Annotated in this window: 20 protein-coding genes; 14 read left to right on the top strand and 6 right to left on the bottom strand. The window is 70.6% G+C overall.

Annotated features, from left to right (window positions below; all coding sequences use genetic code 11):
- Positions 1-5 precede the first annotated feature (5 nt).
- Together OGH68_RS12565 and OGH68_RS12560 are read left to right on the top strand one after the other, a co-directional pair.
- On the top strand, positions 6-749 hold the full coding sequence (locus OGH68_RS12565; protein WP_413471087.1) for a transposase family protein: 744 nt from the start codon (positions 6-8) through the stop codon (positions 747-749).
- A 76-nt stretch (positions 750-825) separates the two neighbouring features.
- A complete protein-coding gene (locus tag OGH68_RS12560) occupies positions 826-1,596 on the top strand; it encodes a transposase (RefSeq protein ID WP_264243492.1) in 771 nt (256 codons plus the stop codon).
- Between the two features lie 55 nt (positions 1,597-1,651).
- Here OGH68_RS12560 and OGH68_RS12555 read toward each other — a convergent pair whose 3' ends face one another.
- Positions 1,652-1,876, bottom strand: coding sequence for a DUF397 domain-containing protein (locus OGH68_RS12555; RefSeq protein WP_319020200.1), 225 nt, complete (start codon positions 1,874-1,876; stop codon positions 1,652-1,654).
- Complete coding sequence (locus OGH68_RS12550) at positions 1,860-2,654, bottom strand: helix-turn-helix domain-containing protein (RefSeq protein WP_264243488.1); 795 nt, start codon at positions 2,652-2,654, stop codon at positions 1,860-1,862. Before OGH68_RS12550 ends, OGH68_RS12555 begins: the two co-directional genes overlap by 17 nt.
- Positions 2,655-2,847: 193 nt before the next feature.
- Here OGH68_RS12550 and OGH68_RS12545 point away from each other — a divergent pair, with 193 nt between their 5' ends.
- The 4 genes from OGH68_RS12545 to OGH68_RS12530 all read left to right on the top strand — a co-directional run bounded on the left by OGH68_RS12545 (position 2,848) and on the right by OGH68_RS12530 (position 7,940).
- Entirely contained in the window at positions 2,848-3,177 is a 330-nt protein-coding gene (locus OGH68_RS12545; protein WP_264243483.1) for a hypothetical protein, read from the top strand.
- Positions 3,174-3,488: a hypothetical protein gene (locus OGH68_RS12540; RefSeq protein ID WP_264243480.1), complete on the top strand. Its 315-nt coding sequence runs from the start codon at positions 3,174-3,176 to the stop codon at positions 3,486-3,488. Before OGH68_RS12545 ends, OGH68_RS12540 begins: the two co-directional genes overlap by 4 nt.
- 100 nt (positions 3,489-3,588) lie before the next feature.
- Complete coding sequence (locus OGH68_RS12535; RefSeq protein WP_264243479.1) at positions 3,589-7,149, top strand: type I restriction endonuclease subunit R; 3,561 nt, start codon at positions 3,589-3,591, stop codon at positions 7,147-7,149.
- Positions 7,150-7,154: 5 nt separating this feature from the next.
- Entirely contained in the window at positions 7,155-7,940 is a 786-nt protein-coding gene (locus OGH68_RS12530) for a M48 family metallopeptidase (protein WP_264243478.1), read from the top strand.
- Positions 7,941-8,187: 247 nt separating this feature from the next.
- Here OGH68_RS12530 and OGH68_RS12525 read toward each other — a convergent pair whose 3' ends face one another.
- The gene (locus tag OGH68_RS12525) at positions 8,188-9,660 is read right to left on the bottom strand and encodes a PucR family transcriptional regulator (protein ID WP_264243475.1); all 1,473 of its coding nucleotides are present in this window, start codon (positions 9,658-9,660) and stop codon (positions 8,188-8,190) included.
- Between the two features lie 132 nt (positions 9,661-9,792).
- On the opposite strand from OGH68_RS12525, the gene OGH68_RS12520 reads away from it, so the two are divergent.
- The 3 genes from OGH68_RS12520 (at position 9,793) to OGH68_RS12510 (ending at position 13,985) form a co-directional block, all read left to right on the top strand.
- Positions 9,793-11,271, top strand: a complete 1,479-nt coding sequence (locus tag OGH68_RS12520; RefSeq protein ID WP_264243474.1) for a sodium:solute symporter — start codon at positions 9,793-9,795, stop codon at positions 11,269-11,271.
- 63 nt (positions 11,272-11,334) lie between these two features.
- Complete coding sequence (speB, locus tag OGH68_RS12515; protein WP_264243472.1) at positions 11,335-12,306, top strand: agmatinase; 972 nt, start codon at positions 11,335-11,337, stop codon at positions 12,304-12,306.
- Positions 12,303-13,985 (top strand): thiamine pyrophosphate-binding protein, encoded by a 1,683-nt coding sequence (locus tag OGH68_RS12510; protein ID WP_264243470.1) that lies wholly within the window; start codon positions 12,303-12,305, stop codon positions 13,983-13,985. Before speB ends, OGH68_RS12510 begins: the two co-directional genes overlap by 4 nt.
- Before the next feature lie 105 nt (positions 13,986-14,090).
- Here the strand turns inward: OGH68_RS12510 and OGH68_RS12505 are convergent, their stop codons facing one another.
- Together OGH68_RS12505 and OGH68_RS12500 are read right to left on the bottom strand one after the other, a co-directional pair.
- Entirely contained in the window at positions 14,091-14,741 is a 651-nt protein-coding gene (locus tag OGH68_RS12505) for a response regulator (RefSeq protein WP_264243468.1), read from the bottom strand.
- Between the two features lie 4 nt (positions 14,742-14,745).
- Positions 14,746-15,936 (bottom strand): sensor histidine kinase, encoded by a 1,191-nt coding sequence (locus tag OGH68_RS12500; protein WP_264250050.1) that lies wholly within the window; start codon positions 15,934-15,936, stop codon positions 14,746-14,748.
- Between the two features lie 117 nt (positions 15,937-16,053).
- Here OGH68_RS12500 and OGH68_RS12495 point away from each other — a divergent pair, with 117 nt between their 5' ends.
- Complete coding sequence (locus OGH68_RS12495; protein WP_264243466.1) at positions 16,054-16,989, top strand: ABC transporter ATP-binding protein; 936 nt, start codon at positions 16,054-16,056, stop codon at positions 16,987-16,989.
- A gap of 2 nt (positions 16,990-16,991) precedes the next feature.
- A complete protein-coding gene (locus tag OGH68_RS12490; RefSeq protein WP_413470975.1) occupies positions 16,992-17,738 on the top strand; it encodes an ABC transporter permease in 747 nt (248 codons plus the stop codon).
- Between the two features lie 66 nt (positions 17,739-17,804).
- On the opposite strand, the gene OGH68_RS12485 is transcribed toward OGH68_RS12490, so the two are convergent.
- On the bottom strand, positions 17,805-19,859 hold the full coding sequence (locus tag OGH68_RS12485) for a TerD family protein (protein WP_264243464.1): 2,055 nt from the start codon (positions 19,857-19,859) through the stop codon (positions 17,805-17,807).
- Between the two features lie 308 nt (positions 19,860-20,167).
- Between OGH68_RS12485 and OGH68_RS12480 the strand changes: the two genes are divergently transcribed.
- The 3 genes from OGH68_RS12480 (at position 20,168) to OGH68_RS12470 (ending at position 26,075) form a co-directional block, all read left to right on the top strand.
- Complete coding sequence (locus OGH68_RS12480) at positions 20,168-23,929, top strand: ABC transporter ATP-binding protein (RefSeq protein ID WP_264243462.1); 3,762 nt, start codon at positions 20,168-20,170, stop codon at positions 23,927-23,929.
- Between the two features lie 257 nt (positions 23,930-24,186).
- Positions 24,187-24,552, top strand: a complete 366-nt coding sequence (locus OGH68_RS12475) for a hypothetical protein (RefSeq protein WP_413470974.1) — start codon at positions 24,187-24,189, stop codon at positions 24,550-24,552.
- 89 nt (positions 24,553-24,641) lie between these two features.
- Complete coding sequence (locus OGH68_RS12470; protein ID WP_264243460.1) at positions 24,642-26,075, top strand: S28 family serine protease; 1,434 nt, start codon at positions 24,642-24,644, stop codon at positions 26,073-26,075.
- The last annotated feature ends 42 nt before the right edge of the window (positions 26,076-26,117 follow it).

Raw genomic sequence — 26,117 nt, 5'->3', positions numbered from 1 at the left:
GTGCCATGCTCGACGTCCCGCACGAGGTCGTGGAGCACGTTTCCTGGCTCATCTACGCCCGAAGGTGTGAGCTGAACTCCCGCTGGCGCAGGCTGGGCTGCTTCCGGCAGGCCCTGCTTGTCCTGGTGCACCTGCGCAAGAACGAGACCCTGGCCCAGGTCGCAGCCGGGTTCGGCGTCTCCACCGCGACCGCCGGCCGCTACGTGAGCGAAACGGTCGACATCCTCGCCGAGCGCGCCCCGAGCCTGCACGAGGCCCTGCGCGAGTTGCCGCCGGAGGGGTTCGTCATCCTCGACGGCACCCTGATCGCCACCGACCGCATCGCGGCGGACGAGCCGTACTACTCGATGAAGCACCGCCGTCACGGGATGAACGTGCAGGTCGTGGCCGCGCCGGACGGGACACCGCTGTGGTTCTCGCGAGCGTTGCCCGGCCGCACGCACGACCTGACCGCAGCCCGCGCACACGGTGTGATCCAAGCCTGTCTGTCCCGTCAGCTCCTCGTCCTTGCCGACCGGGCCTACCGCGGAGCCGGAGCCACCGTCCGCACCCCCTACTACGGCCGAGACCTTCCCGAGAAGTACGCCCAGTTCAACCGGGACCACGCCCGGCTGCGGGCGCCGGGCGAACGTGCCTTTGCGCGCCTCAAGCAATGGCGGATCCTCCGCAAAGCCCGCTGCAGCACCAACCGCATCGGCCGCACGGTCGCCGCCGTTCACGCCATCGAGATCGCCTGGAGCTCAGGATGAGAAGCGTTCAGTTAGGTGAGATTGTGAGCCTAAGCGTTGTCCCGTAACTGCTGGTCACGGGTGAGATGATCTTGTCGTGGCTGGTGTCATCACGGCGTCGGAGCCGTCTTGGATAGCCCCGTTCACCGGGCTGAGCTCGCGTCAGTTCGGCAAGCTGATCACCGCGTTGCGGCGTGAGGGTGCGGATCCAGTACGCAAGGGCCGGCCGTGGAGCCTGCCGCTGGAGGACCGGGTCCTGCTGGTCGCCGCGTACTGGCGGACGAACCTGACACTGCGCCAACTGGCGCCGCTGTTTGGGGTGTCGAAGTCCGCGGCCGACAGGATCGTCGACCACCTTGGCCCGGCGCTGGCCCTGCAGCCTCGCAAACGGTTCCGCAAGGACACCGTGCTGATCGTGGACGGCACCTTGGTCCCCACCCGCGACCATCAGGTCGCCGAGCAGTCGAAGAACTATCGGTACTCGACCAATCACCAGGTGGTCATCGACGCCGACACGCGGCTGGTCGTCGCGGTCGGCCGGCCGCTGCCGGGCAACCGCAACGACTGCAAGGCATGGGAGCTGTCGGGAGCGAAGGCCGCCGTCGGCCGCACGACGGTGATCGCCGACGGCGGCTACCGGGGTACCGGCCTGGTCATCCCGCATCGCCGCGAACGCGGCCAGGCGGAACTGCCGGCCTGGAAGGAGGAACACAATCGCTCGCACCGCAAGGTCCGCGCCCGCGTCGAGCATGCCTTCGCCCGTATGAAGACCTGGAAGATCCTCCGCGACTGCCGTCTCAAGGGCGAGGGCGTCCACCACGCCATGCTCGGCATCGCCCGCCTGCACAACCTCACCCTCGCCGGATGACGAAGCAAAAAAGCCAGGTCAGCAGGCATGCCCGAAGCCATTTACGGGACAACGCTTAGGTGCCTGCAGGCCGCATAGCGGCGATAAATGCTGTCCAGCTGGCCTTCGAGAATATCAAGGCTTCGGTGTAGGGGGTCTTCGAGTCGCGGACGGGGATCCCAAATGGGTAGCCGTCCAAGACCTCGACGCAGCTACCGCCCTCCGGACCGCTGTATGACGACTTCCGCCAGCCTTGGAGGGCAGAACTGTCAGGGATGCTGTGGTTAGTCACGATCTTCATAATCCTTTGCCGTTGCCCTCAGTAGGGCGAGAGATTCCCGTAGCGGAAGCGCGTCGCTCAGTGCGAGATCGTAGGCACCTTGGAGTCGGGTGACCAGTACGGGGGAGTCATGGACGGTGCCCACGCTGTTCCCTTCCGAGTATGCGAGAGGTGGCTGGTCCTCGAACCACATCAGGCTCAGCATGCCCTGGAGCAGTTGGTAGGCGCCGACGCCGAACGGCAGCACGTGTACCCGTACGCGCCTCGACTCCACCAGGCCGACCATGTGCGTGATCTGCTCCGCCATGATCTCCCTGCTGCCTACGACCCGCCGTAGCACCGCCTCGTCGATCAGCGCCCACACCACGGGGGCCACGGGGTCCACCAGCACTTTCGCGCGCTGGAGGCGTGTGACGACGAGCCTGTCACATTCCGCTTCACCCACAGGAGGGTACGACGTGCTTAGAACCGCACGCGCGTACCTCTCCGTCTGGAGGATGCCCGGAACGAACGACAACGCGAACTCGCGGATCACCGTCGCCTGTTGTTCGAGTGCCAGCGCCGACTCGAAGTAGTCCGCGACCGCCACGTCCTGCTTCGGCAGGAAGCTCTGCAGCACATCGCCCGTGCTCAGCGCCCTGTCTAGCCGCCGCGCGTCCTCCTGTGACGGAATCCGGCGGCCCGCCTCGATGTGGGCGATGTGGGAGCGCGTCATGATCGCCACGTCGGCCAGCTCCTGCTGGGTGAGGCCGGCGGTCTCCCGTTGCGCCTTCAGCCACTCCCCGTAGACGTTGCTCATCGTCAACCCCTTTGCGACAAACGCTCTGTCACCTCGAACCCCCTGTTCAGGGTAGCCATGCCGGTCTCACGCTGTGAGGGAATCACTACAGAGCGAAGCCCCTGGGGGACACCCGGTGGGCCGAGCACGCGAGACCCCTGCGACCGACGCGAACGGACCAGGGGCCTGGCCCTCAACGCACGGAGACGAAGACGTGTTGCACCGCATCGCCCAGTTGCTGGAACCGCTCCTGCGGCTCCTGTGGCCACCGCCGCCCGGACGCCACCGCCCGCCGTGCGCCCGCTGCCCCCTCGTACAGCACCCGCACGAGCCTGAGACCGAGCCCACCCCGACCCCCGCCCCCGAACCGTACTTCCGGGGAGAGGACAGCCCGCTCGTGCGCCCCTACCTCCTCGCCCACGAGCGCCGCCAGACCCAGGCCGACGCCCGCTGGCAGCGCAGCCGCCGCCGTGCCCTCTGGCTCGCCGTGCACGGCGTCGACGTCGGCCCCCGCGTCATCCACGGACGGGAGGTCGCGGCATGAACCCGCACACGACGGAAGCCACCCGTCTGCTCCCCTGGAGCGGACCCGAGGGCAAGCCCTGCTTTCTCGTCACAGACGGCGAGGGCTACGTCTCCCGCGTCGCCGACAACATCGAGAGCGTGCAGCTCGGCATGGCCACCGACCTTCTCGGCCACGTCGAGGACCTGCTGCGCGACCCCTCCGCGACGCCCGAGCAGCTCCGATACGTCGTCGCCCGCCTCGCGGAGTCCCTGCGCGAGGTGCACCGCATCGCGCGAAGCAGGGGCGCGCGGCTGAAGCCCGCCCCCGCAGGCACCGGTCACCCCCAATAGCCCCAGCAGGCAACCGGCTTGAACTCTCGCCCGTTCCCGGCCCATCACGCAGAATGGATCACCTGCACGGGTGCGGTGAGCGGGCGAGGGGCGTGGGGACATGGCGACGATGCAGTCCGAGCGGGACGAGGTGGAGCGGCCGACCGTCGCGCAGCTCAAGGCCATGGGCTGGAAGCACGTCCCCGGCACGGACATCGGCACGCTCGACGCCGACGCCCCGTTCCTTGCCGATCAGCTCACCAGGGCCCTGCGACGGATCAACCTCCGCGCCGCCGACGGCCTGCCGTGGATGGACGAGAAGGACGACGTCAGACGCGCGGTCAGCGCCCTGGCGTCCGTCTCCCTCGGCGAGGGCGTCGAGAAGGCCAACCTCGCCTCTACCGACCTCCTCCTCAGCGGCCTGCTGCTACCCGGCCCGTCCGCCGCGCACGGCGGCCCCTCCGCCACCGTGCAGTACGTCGAGTGGCACGAGGAGCGCGCCGACCGCAACGAGTTCACCGTCGTCGACCAGCTCCGCGTCCGGAACCGGTCCGGTGAGGAGTCGGTCCTCGACATCGTCCTCTTCGTGAACGGTATTCCGCTCGTCGCCTTCGAGTGCAAGCGGCCCGACCTCGTCGACCCGATCCACGACGCCGTCGTCGACCTGCGGCACTACGCCGGCTCTCCCCTCCCCGACGACGGTGAACGGGACGGCGACGGGTCGCCGCTGCCCGCCGGCGTCCCGGAGCTCTTCCGCACCGTGCAGCTCCTCGTCGCCGCCACCGCGGAGACCGCTCACCTCGGCACGATCACCTCCACCCCGGACCACTTCCACCCCTGGCGCAGCGTCGAACCCGAGGACCCGGCCACGCTTGCCGCCGAACTCCCCGACGGGACCAGCAAACTCAACGAGCGCCACAAGCTGGTCGGTGTCGCGCTGCGCCCGGACGCGCTTCTCAGAGTCGTCCGGCACTACATCGTGCCGATGACCGTGCCGACCGAGGCGGGCGGCGCGCGGACGGTCAAGGCCGTCGCTCGGCACCAGCAGTACCGGGCCGCCGAGAAGGCGGTCCGCAAGCTGCTCACCGGCAAGGCACGTGGCGGGTCGGTCCTCGACGACGAGCGCGGAGGTGTCATCTGGCACACCCAGGGCTCCGGCAAGAGCCTCACCATGACGTTCCTCGTCCGCCGGATGCATCTGCACCACCGGCTCAGCGAGTTCATGGTGGTCGTGGTCACCGACCGGACCCAGCTGCAGCGGCAGCTCGCGGAGACCCTGCGTTTGAGCGAGTCCGAGGTGGAGACCGCGAAGAACGCCGCCCAGATGGAAGGCCTGCTGCGGGACGGCGGCAGGCGGGTGGTGTTCGCGATGATTCAGAAGTACGGGGCCGGTGGCTTCACCTTCGCCGCCGAGCCGGAGGAGGACGGCGACGAGAGGGACTTCGCCGCCGAGTACGAGGAGGCCGAGAAGAACCGGCGGGAGCGGCGCGCGGCGAAGCTGCCGCCGGTGCCGAACTTCCCCGAGTGCAACACCTCGCCCGACATCCTCGTCCTCGTCGACGAGGCGCACCGCTCGCACACCAGCCTGCTGCATGCGGCCCTGCGCAAGGCGATCCCCAACGCGGCGAAGATCGGTTTCACCGGCACGCCGATCATGACCGGGAAGGCCGAGGACACCCGCCGGATCTTCCATGGCGGTACCGGTCAGAAGTTCCTGGACGAGTACCGGATGGCGGACGCCGAGAACGACGGGGTGGTCGTCCGCATCCGCTACGAGGGCCGCACCGGCGAAGGGGCGGTGCTCGACCAGGAGGGCCTGGACCGTCGCTTCGAGGACCTCATCCGCGACCGCAGCGACGAGGAGAAGCGCACACTCCTGAACCGGTGGCCCAGCGAGCGGGACGTCGCCGAGTCCAAGCCGATGATCCGCGCCAAGGCCGAGGACATGCTGGAGCACTGGGTGACCACCGTGCTGGCCAGCGGCGGCTTCAAGGCCCAGGTCGCGGCCGTCAGCCGGAAGGCGGCGGTCGAGTACCACCACGCGCTGCGGGCCGCGCGCGACGCGCTGCTGGCGGAGTTGGCGGAGTTCCGTCCGGAGTCGGTCAGCGGGACACCGGTCGAGGACATGGACCGGCGGACCCGGTACCTCTTCCAGGCGCACCGGTTCCGTTCGCTGCTGCGCCGGATCGACTTCGTGCCGGTCGTCTCGCCCGGCACGGAGCGCAAGCGGCGCGAGTGGCTCCACTGGACGGACCCGGTGAGGCAGGCCGCGTACATCGAGCGCTTCCACCAGGCGTTCCCGGCGTTCCCTCCGGAGCCCGACTGGGTCCTCACCACACCCTTCCACACTCCGGTGAACGAGCCCAAGGCTCCGGCGGCCGCCGGGGGCAATCCCTGGTCCTCGGAGAGCGTGGACCAGCAGGACCGGCCCGGCGCCGAGCCTGATCCCGTGCACCCCGACAGCCCGATCGCCTTCCTCATCGTCAAATCCATGCTGCTCACCGGCTTCGACGCCCCGCGCGAGCAGTCGCTCTACCTGGACCGTCCGATCCGGGACGCGGAACTGCTCCAGGCCGTCGCCCGGGTGAACCGTCCGATGCGCGGCAAGGAGATCGGCTACGTCGTCGACTACTACGGTGTCTTCCAGCACCTGGACGATGCACTCGCCGAGTACAAGAAGGCCGACGTCGACGACACCATGCTCAGCATGTCCGCGGAGGTCGACAGCCTGGAACCGGCGGCGGACGACGTACGCCGGTATCTTCGCGACCACGCGGGCGTTATCGATGCGGACCTTGTCGACTTCGCCGCCGTACGCAACGCGGCCCTGGCCTTCGACGACGAGACCGTGCGCGCGGGCTTCGACAGCGTGCTGCACGAGTTCCTGAACACGCTGGAGCGGGTGCTTCCGCACGAGCGCGGCCTGGACTATGTGGCCGAGGCCCGTCGCTGGGGTCTGTTGCAGAAGCGCATCCGCACCCTCCACCGGGACACGGCGGGCGGTGGCTTCACGATGCGCAGGATCGGCCGCAAGGTCCGCTCGCTGATCGCCGAGCACTTGGAGGGCCCGGAGATCGACCAGGTGATCGCACCTGTCTCCCTGGCGTCGCCCCTCTTCGACGAGCGTGTGCGGGCCATGCCCGCCCGCGAGGCCGCCGCCGAGATGGGGCACGCCCTGCGCTTCCACCTGGAGGAGCGAGTCAAGCGGGAGGACCCGGAGAAGTACACCCGGCTCTCGGAGCGGCTGGAGGAGATCCTTCGGGAGATGCCCGGCCGCTTCGACGATCAGATCCGGGAGTTCGGTCCGCTCTTCGAGGAAGCGCGCCGCCAGAGCGAGGAGGATCCGAGGTTCGCAGGGCTCACCCCTCTGGAACAGGTCGTGTACCGCCTCCTGGAGCGGGACACGGTCGACAACCCCGGCGTGGATACGACCGAGGCCGATCTGCGGGCCGTCGTCGGAGCGGTGTGCGACACGGCGGCCGAGACCATGACGAAAACCTCCTACCAGCGCCAGGAGCAGGACGTCACCCGTCTCGCCGGCAGGATCGAGATGGTGCTGCTCCAAGGACGGGTCCGGCCCGCCGGTTCGGACTGGGGGGCGCTGAGGGCGCTCGCCCAGGGGCTCGCGGCCCACGCCAACGCCAACCCTGGGCCGTTCCGGGCGAGGAGGAGGGGAGAATAGGCGGAATGACCACCTCCACCGTCGACTCCGCTTCGCCGGTCGCCCTCACAGAAGGCGACCGGCTCGCCGTCGACGGTCTGGTGCTGGACGTGCGTGTCAGCTCCCGGCGCAAGCGGTTCGCGCTCACGGTCGAGCTGGACTCCGAGATCACGCTGCACACACCTCAGGGGCGCCCCGCCTCCGACGCGGCGGACTTCGTCCGGGCGCACCGGGCGTGGGTGACGGACAAACTCGCCGTCCGCGAACGGACCCGTCCGCTCACCCCACCCAAGCGCCTCGTGGAGGGCGAGATCTTCCGATACCTCGGACGCACGTACCGGCTCACCGTCGACGAGGAACGCGCGGAGGACGCCCCTGTGCGGCTGGTCGCCGGACGGCTCGTGCTGGGCGCGGCGCAGGCTGCCGATCCCGCGCTCGGCCGGGCGGCGCTCGTCGCCTGGTACTGCCGGGCCGGCCGACGGTGGGCCGGCGGGCGCCTCCAGCCGTGGGCGGCTCGCATGGGGGTGTCCGAACCCGCCCTGGACGTGTCCGATCTCGGAGGACGGTGGGGCAGCTACCGGCCAGGCCCGCACAGCCGGGAGAAGGGACGGATGAGTCTCGGATGGCCGCTGTTCCAGCTCCCCATGCACCTGGTGGACTACGTCGTCGCCCATGAGCTCGCCCACGTGAGGATCCATGGCCACGGGCCGGACTTCTGGGCGCTGCTCGGGCGGGCCCTTCCCGAATTCGAGGAGCGCAGGACGGAACTCGACGAGCTGGGGCGGCGCATGTGGATGGGGGGCATTGCGTAGCCGCCGACGGTGCTGCGACCAGATCCAGCAGGGGCCAGATGAAGGCGCGGGTGGGCCCGCACGGTGAAATGCCCCGCGCTGACCCGGGCGTAGACCGACGAACCTCGCAGGCGCGACGTCCGATGTCCTCCAGACGATCACGGTCGAGGACGGACGGAACACCGAGGCGTGCCCCTTTTGCTGGGACACCCCGGCCCTCGCCTCCGCCTGTGCCGCTGAGCCGCGGCGGGCCGGGCGCAGGGCCGCCTCACTCCTGCCGCAGCGCGAACCACAGCTCCATCCGGACGTCCACGTCGTCCAGGTCCGCGTCCAGCAGTGCCGCGCAGCGGCCGATGCGCTGGCGGACGGTGTTGCGGTGGACGTCCAGCGCGTTGGCGGTGCGGTCCCAGCTGCCGTGCAGGGAGAGCCAGGTACGCAGTGTCTCGACGAGCGCGGGGGAGTCCGCGAGCGGCGCCAGGCGCCGGCGGGCGGCGTCCAGGGACAGGGGGTCGGCGGCCCGGTGGTGGACGAGGTCCTTGCGGGTGGCGACCGCGTGGCGGAGGGCTCTGGCCGCCTGGAGGTCGGCGGTGGCGAGCTCGTCGGGGCCGGCGGGGGCGCTGACGCCGAGCGTCCAGCCGGGCTGGGCCGTCGCCTCCCGGTCGGCCGGCAGGAGGACCCGTACGGAGCCGTCCGCGTCCGGGTCGACGAGCGCGCTGCCGAGGGCCGCGCCGAGCGCGGCCGCCGCGAAGGGCGAGCGGTCGCCGCGGGCGTGGACCACGGTCCATGGGCCCGGCCCCAGCAGCGGGGCCGTCTCGCCGGGTGCCGCGCCGAGGAGCAGCCGCACCAGCGCCGCGCTCCGGCCGGAGGCGTCCGTGCCCTGCTGTGCGGCGGTGAGCAGGGAGAGGAGTACCACGGCGACGCCGGCGACCGTGTGGTCGCCGGGTTCGCGGGCGGGCGTGGCGAGCCCGAGGACGAGGCCCTGGCTGCCGCCGAGGGCGTACGCGGCGAGGTGCCCCGCGGCCCCGCGGTCCGTCGCGGAGGCCGGGGTGGGCCGCGGCGATGCGCCGGGGTTCGTTGCGGTCGCGGAGGCCGGGGCGGGGCGCGGCGACGTGCCTGGGCTGACCACGCGCGTCAGCCGGGTCAGGTCCGTCACCACGTCGGCCGCAGGTTCGCGGCCCGCCGCGTAGAGCTGCGTCCCGTCCGGGCCGAGCAGTGCCGCCCAGCCCTCGAGCCGTACCGCGAGCTGGTGCAGCACCGCCGGTACCGGGTCCGGGCGGGCCGCCGCCGCGGCCAGGCCCTGCTGGGCCCGGGTCACCCGGCGCAGCTCACGGTGGCGGGCCTCCGCCATCAGCCGCCACACCGCTCGCGCGACGGCGGTGAAGGTCGTCGAGGGCGGCACCTCCAGCAGCGCCAGCCCGTGCCGTTCGCACGCCGCGACCAGCTCCGCGGGAACCGTGTCGTATACGGGCGTCACGCCGAAGCCGAGCGCCACCGCGCCGGCCTGGACGATGCGGGAGACGTAGCGGTCGGCGTCGTTCAGCAGCACGCCCGCGCTGAGCAGCAGCTCGCCGCCGAGCAGATAGGGATACGGGTCGGCCATCTCCGAGGTGTGGACCATGTGGACGACCGCGCCCTCGGCGGCGGGCGGGCCCGCGAGCTGGCGCAGTCCGAGCTCCTGGTCGGCGAGGAGTGCGGCCAGCGGGACCGGTGGGGTGGGTGGGGCCGATGCGGGCTCCGGCATGGACGTTCCATCCATCGACGGCGAGAAGAATGGATAAAACGTACACTTCAGCGACGCTTTCCGGCCACCTACCGTCGACTCTCGTCAGCGCGACCAAGGACTGTTCCGGGGGACGAGACGGAAGGAAAGCCGATGGCTGTCGACTACGCAGTGATCGTCGTCTATCTGGCCGGCATGCTCGGCATGGGCTGGTGGGGCATGCGCCGCGCCAAGTCCAAGAGCGAGTTCCTGGTCGCGGGCCGCCGCCTCGGCCCCTGGATGTACTCCGGGACCATGGCCGCGATCGTCCTCGGCGGCGCGTCGACGATCGGCGGTGTGGGCCTCGGCTACAAGTACGGACTGTCGGGCGCCTGGATGGTCTTCACCATCGGTCTCGGGCTCCTGGCGCTGTCGGTCTTCTTCTCCGCGCGCATCGCCCGCCTGAAGGTCTACACCGTCTCCGAGATGCTGGACCTGCGCTACGGCGGCAGGGCCGGCGTCATCTCCGGCGTCGTGATGTGGGCGTACACCCTGATGCTCGCGGTCACCTCGACCATCGCGTACGCCACGATCTTCGACGTCCTCCTCGACCTGAACCGCACCCTCTCGATCATCCTCGGCGGCGCCATCGTCGTCGCGTACTCGACGCTCGGCGGCATGTGGTCGATCACCCTCACCGACATGGTGCAGTTCGTCGTCAAGACGATCGGCGTGCTGCTGCTCCTGCTTCCGATCGCGGTCGTCAAGGCCGGAGGGTTCAGCGAGATGAAGGCCGCGCTGCCCACCGAGTACTTCGCCCCGCTCGGCATCGGCGGTGAGACGATCTTCACCTATGTGCTGATCTACACCTTCGGCATGCTGATCGGACAGGACATCTGGCAGCGGGTGTTCACCGCCCGCAGCGACAAGGTCGCCCGCTACGGCGGCACCGTCGCCGGTACGTACTGCCTCGTCTACGCCATCGCCGGCGCGGTCATCGGCACCGCGGCGAAGGTCCTCTACCCGAACCTCGCCAACGCCGACGACGCCTTCGCCACCATCGTCAAGGACGAACTCCCCATGGGCGTGCGCGGCCTGGTGCTCGCCGCCGCCCTCGCCGCCGTGATGTCCACGTCGTCCGGCGCGCTGATCGCCTGCGCCACCGTCGCCAACAACGACATCTGGTCGCGGCTGCGCGGCCTCGCGCACAAGGGCCCCGAGCAGGACGAGGTGAAGGGCAACCGCGCGTTCATCCTGATCATGGGCATCGGCGTCATCTGCATCGCCATCGCGCTCAACAACGTCGTCGAGGCCCTGACGGTCGCGTACAACCTGCTCGTCGGCGGTCTTCTCGTGCCGATCCTCGGCGGGCTGCTGTGGAAGCGCGGCACCGTGCACGGCGCGCTGGCCGCCGTCGCCGTCGGCGGCTGCGCGGTCATCGGCCTGATGGCCGGGTACGGGATCCTGGCCAATGAGCCCGTCTACTACGGCCTGCTGTCCTCCCTCGCGGCCTACGTGATCGTCTCGCTGGCCACTCCACCGACCGACGCGGCGGTGCTCGCCAACTGGCGCGAGCGGCTCGCCGGCCGGGGCGGCGACCAGGAGGCGCAGCCGGAGCCCCCGGCGGCCGAACCTGCTGCCGCACACAGCTAAAATCGTACAACCGCACTGAAGCGCAATGAAGCGCCACGAAGCGCAGGAAAGAAGGCATTTCACATGAGCAGCAACGAGCAGCCGCGCGGCCCTGTCGACTCCTCCCGCATCCCGCGGTACGCCGGACCCGCGACGTTCGCCCGGCTGCCCAGGCTCGACGAGGTCGGCCGCGCCGACGTCGCCGTGGTCGGCGTGCCCTTCGACTCCGGGGTCTCCTACCGGCCCGGAGCGCGCTTCGGCGGAAACGCCATCCGAGAGGCGTCGAGGCTCCTGCGCCCCTACAACCCGGCGCAGGACGCCTCCCCCTTCGCACTCGCCCAGGTCGCGGACGCGGGCGACATCGCGGCCAACCCGTTCAACATCAACGAGGCCGTCGAGACCATCGAGGCCGCCGCCGACGACCTGCTCGGCACCGGCGCCCGGATGATGACGCTCGGCGGCGACCACACCATCGCGCTGCCGCTGCTGCGCTCGGTCGCCAAGAAGCACGGCCCCGTGGCGCTGCTGCACTTCGACGCGCACCTCGACACCTGGGACACCTACTTCGGCGCGGAGTACACCCACGGCACGCCGTTCCGCCGGGCCGTCGAGGAGGGCATCCTCGACACCGAGGCGCTCTCCCACGTCGGCACCCGCGGCCCGCTGTACGGCAAGCAGGACCTCACCGACGACGAGAAGATGGGCTTCGGCATCGTCACCTCCTCGGACGTCTACCGCCGCGGCGCCGACGAGGTCGCCGACCAGCTGCGCCAGCGCATCGGCGACCGCCCGCTGTACATCTCCATCGACATCGACTGCCTCGACCCGGCGCACGCCCCCGGCACCGGCACCCCCGAGGCCGGCGGCATGACCTCCCGCGAGCTGCTGGAGATCCTGCGCGGTCTCGCGTCCTGCAACCTGGTCTCCGCCGACGTCGTCGAGGTCGCCCCGGCCTACGACCACGCCGAGATCACGTCGGTCGCCGCCTCTCACACGGCATACGAGCTGACCACGATCATGTCCCGCCAGATCGCGGACGCGAGGACGTCGCAGTGACCCACGACCACGATCCGGTGCTGCGCCCCACCGCGGCGCAGACCGAGGCCGCGCTGAACCCGCCGGCCGGCCGCAACGGCGGGGACCTCGTCGTCGAAACCCTCTCCGGACTCGGCGCGACGACCGTCTTCGGCCTGCCCGGCCAGCACGCGCTGGGCATGTTCGACGCACTGCGCCGCTCGCCCCTCACCTATGTCGGCCTGCGCGTGGAGAACAACGCCGGCTTCGCGGCCGACGCGTACGGCCGGATCACCGGCGAAGCGGCACCGCTGCTGCTGTCGACCGGGCCCGGCGCGCTGATGTCCCTGGCCGCGCTCCAGGAGGCGGCAGCGGCATCGGCGCCCGTGCTCGCGATCGGCAGCCAGGTGCCCACGGCCGGCCTCGGCGGCGGCCGGCACGGCTACCTGCACGAGCTGCGCGACCAGCAGGCGTCGTTCCGCGACATCGTGAAGTCCGTGCACGTCGTGCGTACCGCCTCCCAGATCCCGTCCGCGATCGCGGCGGCCTGGGAGTCGGCGCTGACCGCCCCGCACGGGCCGGTGTGGGTGGAGATCCCGCAGGACGTCCTCCTCGCCGAGACCGCCCTGCCGGTCGTCACCGCCATGGACGCCACGCCCGAGGACGTCGTGCCGCGTCCCGAACTGACCGCCGTCGCCGCCGACCTGCTGTCGAACGCCACCCGGCCGGCGATCATCGCCGGCGGTGGAGTCGTACGGTCGGACGCGTCCGGCAAGCTGCTCGCGCTCGCCGAGAAGCTCGACGCGCCGGTCGTCACCACCTTCGGCGGCAAGGGCGCCTTCCCGTGGGAGCACCCGCTCTCCCTCCAGTCCTGGCTGGAGGACCGACACACCACCGACTTCCTGGAGTCGGCCGACGTGCTGCTCGTCGTCGGCTCCGGGCTCGGTGAACTCTCCTCGAACTACCACACGTTCGCCCCGCGCGGCCGGGTCGTCCAGATCGAGGCGGACCTCGGCAAGCTGGAGTCCAACCACCCGGCGCTCGGCATCCACGCGGACGCGCGGCTCGCGCTGTCCGCGCTGCTGGAGACGGTGTCGGAGCGCGAGGACCCGTCGGCCGCCGCGTCGGTACGGGACGTGCTCGGCGCGGTGCGGGTTCGGATCGATGCCCAGGAACTGACCCTGGAGCAGCAGATCCTCGCCTCGGTGCGCGAAGCGCTGCCGGACGACTCGCCCAGCTTCTGGGACATGACGATCCTGGCGTACTGGGCCTGGTCGGCGTTCGACGCCCGCCGGCCCGGCACCATGCACTCGGCTCAGGGCGCGGGCGGCCTCGGTTACGGCTTTCCGGCGGCGCTGGGCGCGGCGGTCGCCGACCGTACCCGTCCGGTGCTCGCCGTCTCCGGCGACGGCGGCGCGATGTACTCGATCGCGGAGCTCGCCACCGCCCGCCAGTACGACCTGCCGGTGACCTGGCTGATCGTCGACGACGGGGGCTACGGCATCCTGCGCGAGTACATGACGGACTCGTTCGGCGAGGCCACAGCGACCGAGCTGGCCCGCCCGGACTTCGTCGCCCTCGCCGAGTCCTTCGGCGTCCCGGCGGTCCGTACGAGCGCGGAGTCGCTGTCGGCGGACCTGGCGAAGGCCTTCGCCCACCCGGGCCCTTCCGTGGTCGTCCTCCCGGCGCTGCTGCGGATGTTCGCCCCGACGCACCTCTGACGGACCACCGACCCCCTTCCCGCCCGCCCGCGGGGCCGCGCTGTCGGGCGGGCGGGGGCCGTTCGGTCGAGGCCGGTCGGGCGTGGCCTGGTCGGTCAGGGCCGGTCACGCGGGGGCGACGAAGCCCGACTCGTACGCGGCGATGACCGCCTGAGTGCGGTCCCTCGCCCCCAGCTTGGCCAGCACCGCGCTCACATGGGTCTTGACCGTCTCCGTACCGACGAACAACTGCGCCGCGATCTCCGCGTTGGACAGCCCCCGCGCCATCAACCGCAGTACCGCGGCCTCCCGCTCGGTCAGCGCCGCCCGCTCCATGGCCGTGCGCGCCGCCGAGTTGCCGTACTCCGCGGCCAGTGACCGTACCGCAGCCGGGAACAGCAGCGACTCGCCCTCTGCGACCAGCCGCACCGCGTGCACGATCTCCGCCGGCCGGGCCCGCTTGAGCAGAAAGCCGTCGGCGCCCGCGCGCAGCGCCTCGTACACGTACTCGTCGTTCTCGAAGGTCGTGACCACCAGGATCTTCGGCGGGGCCTCGACCGTGCGCAGCACGGCTCGGGTGGCCTCGATGCCGTCCATCAGCGGCATCCGCACATCCATTGCCACGACGTCCGGACGCAGTTGCCGCACCATCGGAATCACCGCCGCACCGTCGGCGGCCTCGCCGGCCACCTCGATGTCCGGCTGCGCCTCCAGTACGGCACGCAGCCCGGCCCGAACGAGAGGTTCGTCGTCGACAAGCAGCACGGTGATCGGCACTCACTCAGCCTATGCCGTCGAGCGGCAGCCCCACCTCCACCCTCCAACTGCCCTGATGCGGGCCGCTCGTGGCCTTCCCGCCGAGCAGTGCCGCACGCTCCCGTATGCCGCGCAGTCCGCTGCCACGGGCCGTGGGAGTGACCGGGGCGGTCAGCGCGTTGACGACCTCCAGGTCGAGCCGGCCGTCCGCGACGGCGATCCGCACCCGCGTGGGCACGGGGCCGGCGTGCCGCAGCACATTCGTCAGCGCCTCCTGGACGATGCGGTACCCCTCCCGGGACACCGGCCCCGGTACGAGGGCCACCGGGCCTGTCAGCTCGGCCTCCACCTCGGCTCCGGACGCCCTGGCCGACTCAAGCAGCCGGTCGGCGTCGGCGAGCGTGGGGCGGCTGCCGACCGGCTGCCCGGATTCTCGGAGCACGTCCAGCACACGTTCGAGGTCGTCCAGGGCTGCGCGGCCCGTCTCCTCGATGGCGCTCAGCGCCCGCTCGGTGAACTCCTTGTCCCCTGCGGCCCGCGCCGCGCCGGCCTGCACGACCGCCACGGTCAGCGCGTGCCCGATCGAGTCGTGCAGCTCGCGGGCGATGCGGTTGCGCTCCAGCAGTTGCTCCGTGCGCTCTTCCAGGGCGGTGAGCCGTTCCGCCGCGGAGGTGCCGAGCAGACGCAGGGCGATCGCCGTGATCAGCTCCCCGAGCCCGACGACTGCGCCGAGCAGAAGTGCCAGCGGCAGCGGCACCAGCAGCGCGTACCCCCAGTGGCCGTCGCCGGCGGGCAGCGGAACGAGCGAGCCCGAACCTGGCTGCCGGCCGCCCGCGAGCAGGGCCAGGTCGACCGACGCGCCGAGCAGGTTCACCGTCAGTATCCCGGTGAACAGGCCGAGGCCGAGGCGTATCTCCATCCACAGGGCCGTTCGCCAGCGGTCGGCCCAGGTGGAGGAGGACGAGACGGCGATGCCGGAGGTGTCGTCCTTGTATCCGTACGGCGACAGCAGGAGCCGGGCCTGAAGCCCCTCGACGAGCCGCATCGCGGGGACGAACCCGAGCAGACCGACCGCCAGCACCGGCACGTAAAGCTTTGTCGTGTCGATGAACAGCCACACGCCCATGGCGACGGTGCCGATGAACAGGTGCAGCCAGCGGGTGTAGGTGACCCGGCGGGCGAGCCGCCGGGTCAGTGGATGCAGAAAGCGGAGCATGTGGAGCATTCCGTCATCGTGCCAGCGGCACCGGCCATGACGGCTCCCCCTCGTGGGGGAGAGAATCTCCTCCGGCGGGGGAGGTCGCCGCAACCGCCCGGCGGCGAGGCTGATGCCATGACCAGCATCGAAGTCACTGAACTCACGAAGGACTACGGCGGCAGGCGCGCGGTGGACGGGCTCACGTTCAGCGTCCGCCCAGGCAAGGTCACCGGCTTCCTCGGTCCGAACGGCGCGGGCAAGTCGACGACCATGCGCCTCGTCCTCGGCCTGGACCGGCCCACGTCCGGCACGGCCACCATTGGCGGCCGCCCGTACGCGGCGATCGACGAACCGTCGCGCCACGTGGGGGCTCTGCTCGACGCGCAGGCAGCCATGAGTTCCCGCACGGGCCGGGACCATCTGCGCATCCTCGCCGCGGCGGCGCGGATACCGGCGCGGCGCGTCGACGAGGTGCTGGAACAGGCGGGGATCGCGAGCGCCGCGGACCGGCGGATCAGGACGTACTCGCTCGGCATGCGCCAACGGCTCGGCATAGCGGCGGCCCTGCTCGGCGATCCGGCGGTGCTGATGTTCGACGAGCCGTCGAACGGGCTGGATCCCGAGGGCATCATCTGGATCCGCCGGCTCGTGCGGGAGCTGGCCGACGGCGGCAGGGCCGTCCTCGTCTCCAGCCATCTGATGAGCGAGACGGCCTCCTTCGCCGACCACCTGGTGGTACTCGGCAGGGGCCGGCTGCTTGCCGACACCGGTATGAGGGAGTTCATCGACGCGTGGACGACGCCCCGGGTCCGCCTGCGCACCACCGAGGATGCCCGGCTCCGGACTGCCCTCGCGAACCGCGGCCTGCACCCCGTGGCGGCTGACGACGGTCGGTGGACCGTCGAAGGCGCCCGGGTCGAGGACATTGGGCCGCTCGCCGCCGAGGAGGGCATTCCCATCCTCGAACTGGCCGGTGAGGAGCCCTCGCTGGAGCACGCGTACCTCGCTCTCACGGCCGACGAGGCCGAGTACACGACCGCCCGGCCCGCATCGGCCGTTCAGGAGGCCTGACCATGTCGTCCATCGTCCCTGTGCTGCACTCCGAGTGGCTGAAGATCCGCTCCGTGCGCTCCCAGTGCGTCACGCTTGCCGCAGTCTTCGCGGCCACAGTTGGGTTCTCCGTCCTGATGTGCGCGACGCTCGGCGCCGAAGAAGGTGCCGAAGCGGGCTTCGACCCCGTCCGCGCCTCCTTCTTCGGCCTCAACTTCGGACAGATAGCAGCGATCTGCTTCGGTGCGATCGCCGTCGCCGGCGAGTACCGGGCCGGTGCCATTCGCGTCTCGCTGGCTGCCGTCCCGCGCCGGGGCGTGTTCTACGCGGCCAAGCTCGCCGTCATCGGCCTGCTGACGCTCGCCGTCGGTCTGGTCACGAGCACGACCTGTTTCGTCCTCGGCCAGGCGGCCCTGGGCGACCGGGGCGTGGGCATAGGCGCACCGGGAGCACTGCGTTCAGTGGTGGGATGCGGGCTCTACCTGGCGCTGATCACCCTGTTCGCCGCCGGTCTCGCGGCAGTGCTGCGCAGCGCCCCCGCGGTCATGGGCATCCTGATCCCGTTCCTGTTGATGCTGTCGTTCGTGCTCGGGGACGTTTCCGAGGGCGGCGGCTGGGTCGATTTCCTCCCCGACCGCGCGGGCCAGCAGATACTGCTCCAGCACCCCGACGGACCGCTGAACCCCTGGACGGGGACGGGCGTCCTGGTGCTGTGGGTCGGCGCGGCCCTGTGGGCCGGAAACCGGCGGCTGTCACGACGCGACGCATGAGGGCCGACGGGGCGCGGCGGCGTGCCCCGTCGCTCTGCCGAGCCATCGGCGGCGCGGCCGAGGCGATCAGCCGACGGCCGCAGGCCGCGCTCCCCGGGACCGGTTCGCCGCCCGACGTTCGAAGGCGGACACCTGAGCGACGACGGCGGCGTAGAACCGGTCGACAGCATCGTCGACGCTGCGGATGAAGCCTGATTCGGCGTTCCCCCGAGTGGCGCCCATGCCCTTGAACAGGGACAGCCGGAAGCCGGTGATACGTGATCCGTCCTTGGGAAGGAGGTCGCCCGGTTCGGGACGCAGGCGTTCCAGGGTTCCGCGCGGGCCCTTGCCGTCCTCGACCAGGGTTTCCACGTGGAGGTCCGCCGGTGCCTCGGACAGAGCACGAACGAGGCGCTTGGCCGATGTGAGGGGGTAGTTGCCCTCCGGCGGCTGAACATCGACGGACGTGCGCAGCTTGCCGGTCCTGAGATCGGCGACGATGGCCAGTACGCCGGGTGTGTCCTCGATCCGCAACTCCGCTGTCAGGCGGCCGTCATCGCACAGCTGGTCCGCCAGTGCGAGCCGTCGGCCATGTGGGTCGGCACCGCGCCTCGCGGGCTGTACGGGAAAAGCCTTGCGGCCGAGCTCGCCGCCCAGGCGCAGACAGACCTGGCGCACAAGCTGCTCCCAGCTCTCCACGACGGCGAGGGCCCGCTGGTCTCCCTGGCAGAGGGTCTCCGCATCGATGCCGTTCCGTACGGGCACCCACGCCGGTCCCATGTTCTGGAAGCCGTGGCAGCCGGAGTTCTCATGTTGCAGGTAGTGGAGCAGTTCCTGGAGGAGCCATGCGTGCGTGGCGCTGCCCACTCCTTCGTGGCGGATGAGCATCTGGGCCTGGTGGGCCACCTCGGCCCAGGACAGATGCCAGAGGGCGACCTTGTGCTTGCGCCGCCCGTCGGTTTTCACCTCGACGAGCGGCCGGCCCTCCAGAGCCACGTCGTTGGACAACGTGATCACAGCCTCGTATCCACGCCGTGCCGCGATGTCCATGTAGTTCTGGACCTGCTCGGACTTGAGGGCGTTCCCGTTCGTCTTGGTCTCGATCAGCGCAGTCCAGAGCTTGCCGGCGCGTTCCACGCGAACCACGCCGTCCGGGCGCTTCGGGGTGTCACCGTGCGGCAGGGAGACTTCCGTGAACGTCTGCATGCGCCCGGCCGGCGCACCGAACGCGGCGGTGAGCCGGCGGCCGAGCTCCGGAACCTCGGCCATGACCGACAGCAGAACGGAGGTGGCGCGTGTCTCGCGTTCCCTGTCGCTCTTCAGTGACGACGCGGGGAACAACCGGGCGGACTTCCACGAGTCGTTCTCGGCGAGCGAGGGCTTGACCGTCTTGGGCAGTGTGATCTTCTTCTTGCTCGTACGAGGTCCGCGGGCACGCGTCGGCGTGCCCGACTGCGCGTCGGCCGGATGAGCAGCGGGACCGGACTGTTCCGGGAGAACCGCTGTCGGCCGTGCCTGTTGCGGCGTTGCTGATCGGGGTGCCGGCAGGGGTTCGGAGACGGCCGAAGGTTCCTCGGTGGTGTCCTCCTCGTCGGCCTCCTCGTCCACGGTGATGCCGAAATCCGTGGCGAGGCCGGCCAGTCCCGTCTCGTATCCCTGTCCCACCGCACGGAACTTCCAGTCCTCGGCCCGCCGGTAGAGCTCGCCGAAGATGAATGCGCTCTCCACACTCGCGTCAGTGATGGAGAAGCCGAGCAACGGTTCGCCTGCTCGATCGGAGACAGTCACCCTCAGGTCGTTCAGCTCCCCGAAGGTCGAGCCACCGTACTGACTCGCGGCCACGACGATTCGGTCGACATCGGAAGGCACAGCGGTCAGGTCCAGGCTGATCCGGTCCTCGCTGCCGTCGTCGGTCGGTTTCTTCCCCAGCAGTTGCACGCTGCCGTCCTGTGCAGCCGGGTTGTTGTAGAAGAAGAAGTCCCCGTCACTGCGTACCTTGCCGTTGCAGTCGAGGAGCAGTACCGAGACGTCGGCGTCCCCGTCCCCGGTCGCACTGTTCCAGCGCAGACTTACGACAACCGAATCGATGTCTTCACTCAGGGCCGCCAGGCCGACGTTGGATCCCTTTGCCATCTCCTGCATGGAGCCCCCAGGCATAGCCGCATCCGGGCACGCCGGAGCGGCCACCATGCGTCGATCTGTGACGTCGTTCGCACTCTCCGTGCGCACGATGTGAACCGTAGCGCTCCCAAGGTGCTTGTGTGGAGGTGAAGTGAAGACTTAATTCGGGCGATCGATCCTTGCGTCTGTGCCGCGCCCGTCGCGTGCCGAGTCCTAGGTCCCGGGACCGGTCTTTGCGGGGAAGGGATGAAATCGGGTGCCGGCCGCGTTGGTGCATTCCGGAAGATCAGGTCCAAGGGGCCGAAGGCAGAACAGCGGGGAGGCATCACGTGGCGGCGGAGCCAGCAGCGCAGGGATGGGCACGGCGGCTGTCCGGGTACGCATGGCGGTACCGGCGCAACGTCGTGCTCGCGCTCGGTTCGTCGCTGGGCGGCATGGCTGTCATGGCGATCGTGCCGCTGATCATCAAGGTCGTCATCGACGATGTGATCACCGCCGGGACACGGTCGCTGAGCACCTGGACCGGGCTGCTGGTCGCCGCCGCGGTGGCCGTGTACGTCATGACGTACATCCGCCGCTACTACGGTGGGCGCCTCGCCCTCGACGTGCAGCACGACCTGCGCACCGACATGTACGGCACGATCAGCCGGCTCGACGGCCGGCGGCAGGACGAGCTGTCCACCGGCCAGGTCGTCGGCCGCGCCACCAGCGACCTGCAGCTGATCCAGAGCCTGCTCTTCATGCTTCCGATGACCATCGGGAACTTCCTTCTGTTCGCCATCTCCCTCGCCGTCATGGCGTGGCTGTCCCTGCCCCTGACCCTGATCGCGCTCGCCGTCGCACCGGCCCTGTGGATCATCGCCAAGCGCAGCCGTGTCCGGCTGCACCCCGCCACCTGGTACGCGCAGGGGCAGGCCGCGGCCGTCGCCGGGGTCGTCGACGGGGCCGTCAGCGGTGTGCGTGTCGTGAAGGGCTTCGGGCAGGAGGAGCAGGAGACCGGGAAGCTTCGCGAGGTCAGCAGGAAGCTCTTCGCCGCCAGGCTCCGGACGATCAAGCTGAACGCCACGTACACGCCCGCACTGCAGGCGGTGCCGGCCCTGGGCCAGGTCGCCATGCTGGCGGTGGGCGGCTGGCTGGCCACGAAGGGCGAGATCACGCTCGGCACCTTCGTCGCCTTCTCGGCCTATCTCGCCCAGCTCGTCGGCCCGGTCCGGATGCTCGCGATGGTGCTGACCGTCGGGCAGCAGGCCAGGGCCGGTGTGGAGCGGGTCCTGGAGCTGATCGACACCGAGCCGAGCATCAAGGAGGGGACGAAGGAGCTGCCGGCGGACGCGCCGGCCACCGTCGAGTTCGACGACGTGAGCTTCGAGTACACGGACGGCAAGCCGGTACTGAACGGCTTCTCGCTGGAGATCGCCGCCGGTGAGACCGTCGCCGTCGTCGGCGCGTCCGGCAGCGGCAAGTCGACCGTGTCGCTGCTGCTGCCCCGCCTCTACGACGCCACCCGCGGCGCCGTCCTGGTGGGCGGTCACGATGTGCGGGAGCTGACGTTCGACTCGCTGCGGGGTGCCATCGGTCTCGTCCCGGAGGACAGCTTCCTCTTCTCCGACACGGTCCGGGCGAACATCGCCTACGGAGTCCCCGAGGCCACCCAGGAGGAGATCGAGAAGGCGGCCCGCGCCGCACAGGCCGACCGTTTCATCGCCGAGCTTCCCGAGGGCTACGACACCGAGGTCGGCGAGCACGGGCTCACGCTCTCCGGCGGCCAGCGCCAGCGCATCGCCCTCGCCCGCGCGATCCTCACCGACCCGCGGCTGCTGCTTCTCGACGACGCCACCTCCGCCGTCGACGCCCGGGTCGAGCACGAGATCCACGAAGCGCTGGGGCGCGTCATGGCGGGGCGCACGACGCTGCTCATCGCGCACCGCCGCTCGACGCTCAACCTCGCCGACCGGATCGCCGTCCTCGACGCCGGCCGGCTCGCCGACATCGGTACGCACGAGGAGCTGGAGCGGCGTTCCGCGCTGTACCGGCGGCTGCTGACCGACCCGGACGAACTGGGCGGCGTCTCACCGGGGCACATCCTTCCGCAGGCCGGCCGTGAGCCGGACGAGGACCGGACCGTACGGGACGAGCTGGACGCCGAGTTCGATGTGGAACGCGGCATCACACCCCGGCTGTGGGCACGGGACGAGCGCGCCGAGGAGGCCAAGGAGGACCCGGGCGCCACCCCCGAACTGCTGGCACAGATCGAGGCGCTGCCGCCGGCCACCGACACCCCCGACATCGACGAGGCACAGGCCACCCGCCCCGAACCGGCGGGCGCGCCGTCCGGGGAGGGCGGCCGGCTGCGGGCGGTGCTGCGCGGCTTCGGAGTGCCGTTGCTGATCAGCCTCGGTCTGGTGGCCGTCGACGCGGGCATGGGGCTGCTGCTTCCCGTGCTTATCCGGCACGGCATCGACGAGGGCGTCGAGCAACTCGCCCTCGGCGCGGTGTGGGTGGCCTCCGCCCTCGCGCTGGTCACCGTCGTCGTCCAGTGGGCCGGTCAGATCGGTGCGATGCGGATGACCGGCCGCACCGGCGAGCGCGTGCTGTACTCCCTGCGCCTGAAGATCTTCGCGCAGCTCCAGCGGCTCGGCCTCGACTACTACGAGCGTGAACTCACCGGCCGGATCATGACCCGGATGACCACGGACGTGGACGCGCTGTCGACGTTCCTTCAGACCGGGCTGGTCACCGCATTCGTCTCGGCCGTCACCTTCTTCGGCATCATGGTCGCTCTCGTCGTCATCGACGTGGAGCTCGCTCTCGTGGTCTTCGCGACCATGCCCGTACTGATCGTCGGCACGTACTTCTTCCGCAAGCAGAGCGTCAAGGCGTACGAGCTGGCGCGCGAACGCATCAGCGTCGTCAACGCCGACCTCCAGGAGTCCGTCGCGGGACTGCGAATCGTGCAGGCGTTCCGCAGGGAACGTGCCGGGCGGGAGAGCTTCGCGGCCCGCAGCGACAGCTACCGCCAGGCCCGGGTCCGGGGCCAGTGGCTGATCTCGGTCTACTTCCCGTTCGTGCAACTGCTCGCGGCGGTCGCCACGGCCGCCGTGCTGATCGTGGGCGCGGGCCGGATCGAGGCGGGGACACTGACCACCGGCGCGCTCGTCGCCTACCTGCTCTACATCGAGCTGTTCTTCGCACCGGTCCAGCAGCTCTCCCAGGTCTTCGACGGCTATCAGCAGGCGGCGGTGTCGCTGCGCCGCGTGCAGGAGCTGCTGCGGGAGCCGACCTCGACGGTCGTGCCGCACGAGCCGCACGAGGTGCGGGCGCTGCGCGGCGACCTCGCCTTCGAGGAGGTGTCGTTCGCCTACGGCGACGACGAGGAGGCCCTGACCGGCGTCGACCTGCGCATCCCCGCCGGTCAGACCGTCGCGTTCGTCGGCGAGACCGGCGCGGGCAAGTCGACCGTCGTCAAGCTGGTGGCACGCTTCTACGATCCGACCGCCGGCCGGGTCACTGTGGACGGCAAGGACCTGCGGGAGCTGGACCTGACCGCGTACCGCCACCGGCTCGGCGTCGTCCCCCAGGAGGCGTACCTCTTCGCCGGAACCGTCCGTGACGCCATCGCCTACGGCCGCCCCGGCGCGAGTGACGCCGAGGTGGAGGCCGCCGCACGGGCCGTCGGCGCGCACGACATGATCGCCACGCTCGACGGCGGCTATCTCCACGAGGTCGCCGAGCGCGGCCGGAACCTCTCGGCCGGCCAGCGGCAGCTGATCGCCCTGGCCCGTGCCGAGCTCGTCGACCCCGACGTGCTGCTGCTCGACGAGGCGACGGCCGCCCTGGACCTGGCCACCGAGGCACAGGTCAACCAGGCGACGGACCGGCTGACCGGCCGGCGTACGACCCTTGTCGTCGCGCACCGGCTCACCACGGCCGCCCGCGCCGACCGGGTGGTCGTGATGGACCACGGCCGGGTCGCGGAGGACGGCACCCACGACGAACTGCTCGCCCTGGACGGCAAGTACGCCGCATTGTGGCGCACCTTCATCGGAGAGGGCATAGAGGGCATAGGGGAGGACGAACCGGCCGCGGTGTGAGGGCGAGGGGCTGACGCCCCGACGCCCCTCTCGCCTCATGCCCGTCGCGGTGCGCCGGCCGCGCGGTGCGCCACGCCACCGCCGGGCCCGAAGACGGGAGCCAGCGGGCGGGGGCCGGCCCAGAAGGCGGGAGCGGGCGCGGCCGGGTCGCAACCAAGCGGGGCCATTGTGCGTCGTACGCATGTACGGATCGGTGACGGCTGGGGGCAAGAGTGTTCGGTGGGGCGGGGAGCAGGACCACAGGACGGTCCGGGCGTGTGGGGCGGGTGCTGGCGCTAATCACGGCGGTCGCGGCGCTGACCGTGGCCGCCCCGGCCGTACCGCACGCGGAAGCCGCCACGCCCTGCCCGGGCCGGCTGGCGAAGACGGTCTCCTTCTCGACCGGTGAGCTGCGCGTCTACGAGCGCGGTGACTACGCCTGTGCCGTCACGTTCGCCAAACGCCCCGGTGCCAGGCGGTCCATGTCCGTGTCCCTCCAGCCCCGTGGCGGACGCGCCGCCAACGACAGCGGCAGGTTCACCCGGCAGGCCGGTCCGGTCACCGTGCACGCCCTCAACCGCTGTGTCCGTGCCACCGGTTCGGTCTCCGGCGTCTCCCGTTCCACCGGCTGGATCCTGTGTTGATGTGCCGCTGAGGCCCAACTTGCTCTGGCGGCACCCGCGTTGGCACCGCTAGGTTCACCGCGTCCACTTTTGACCAAAGGGGAGGGTGAATGCGCAAGGTGCTCAGATGGCTGTTGTCGCTCGTGGTGCTCATAGGCACCGTGAGCGCCGCCGGCGCCACGGCGAACGCGGCCACCGCCGCCGCGCCGGCGTCCGGCACGGACATCAAGGACCGGATTCTGTCGATCCCGGGCATGAGCCTCATCGAGGAGAAGCCGTACCCGGGTTATCGATTCTTCGTCCTCAACTACACACAGCCGGTCGACCACCGGCATCCGTGGCGCGGCACGTTCCAGCAGCGGATCACCCTGCTGCACAAGGACACCAGCCGCCCCACCGTCTTCTTCACCTCCGGCTACCACGTGTCCACCACGCCGCGCCGCAGTGAGCCCACGGCCATCGTCGACGGCAACCAGGTCTCCCTGGAGTACCGCTACTTCACGCCGTCCCGCCCCGCGCCCGCCGACTGGTCCAAGCTGGACATCTGGCAGGCCGCGAGCGACCAGCACCGGGTCTTCAAGGCCCTGAAGAAGATCTACGACAGGAACTGGATCTCCACCGGCGGCTCCAAGGGCGGCATGACCGCCACGTACTACGAGCGCCACTACCCGCGCGACATGGACGGCGTCGTCGCGTACGTCGCACCGAACGACGTCGTCAACAACGAGGACAAGGCCTACGACCGGTTCCTGGCGAACGTCGGGACCGAGGAGTGCCGCGACAAGCTGAACGCCCTGCAGCGCGAGGCACTGATCCGCCGCGAGCCGCTCGAGGCCCTCTACGAGAAGTACGCCGCGGACGCCGGGTACACGTTCGACACCGTCGGCAGCCTGGACAGGGCGTACGAGGCCGTCGTGCTCGACTTCGTCTGGGCGTTCTGGCAGTACAGCCACGAATCCGACTGCGAGACGATCCCGGCCGCGGCCACCGCCTCCGACCAGGAAATCTTCGAGACGGTCGACGCGATCGCCGGCTTCTCTGCCTACGCCGACCAAGGGCTCGCCAACTACACGCCGTACTACTACCAGGCGGGCACCGAACTCGGGTCGCCCGACATCGCGCAGCCCCACCTGGACGGCCTGAGCCGCTACGGCTACCAGCCGCCGCGGAACTTCGTCCCCCGCGACATCCCGATGCGCTTCAAGCCGTGGGTGATGAAGGACGTCGACAACTGGGTGCGGCACAACGCCGACCGGATGATGTTCGTCTACGGCGAGAACGACCCGTGGGGCGCCGAGCCGTTCCGGGTCGGCAAGTACACCCGCGACAGCCATGTCTACACCGCGCCGGGCGCCAACCACGGTGCCGACGTGGCCGATCTGGTCGCGGAGGAGAAGGCGGAGGCCACCGCCGCCATCCTGCGCTGGGCGGGCGTCGCCCCGGCCGCCGTCCAGGAGGACCCGGCGAAGGCCAGGCCGCTGGCGAAGCACGACGCGAAGCTCGACAAACGTGATCTGGAGCGGGAGCCGCTGCTGCGGCCGTGAGGAGCCGGCCGGCAACCGAACGAAGAACCGTGCCCCGCCGCT

The sequence above is a fragment of the Streptomyces peucetius genome (assembly GCF_025854275.1).
Classification (GTDB): domain Bacteria; phylum Actinomycetota; class Actinomycetes; order Streptomycetales; family Streptomycetaceae; genus Streptomyces; species Streptomyces peucetius_A.
This window is presented reverse-complemented; position numbering and strand designations above follow the sequence as displayed.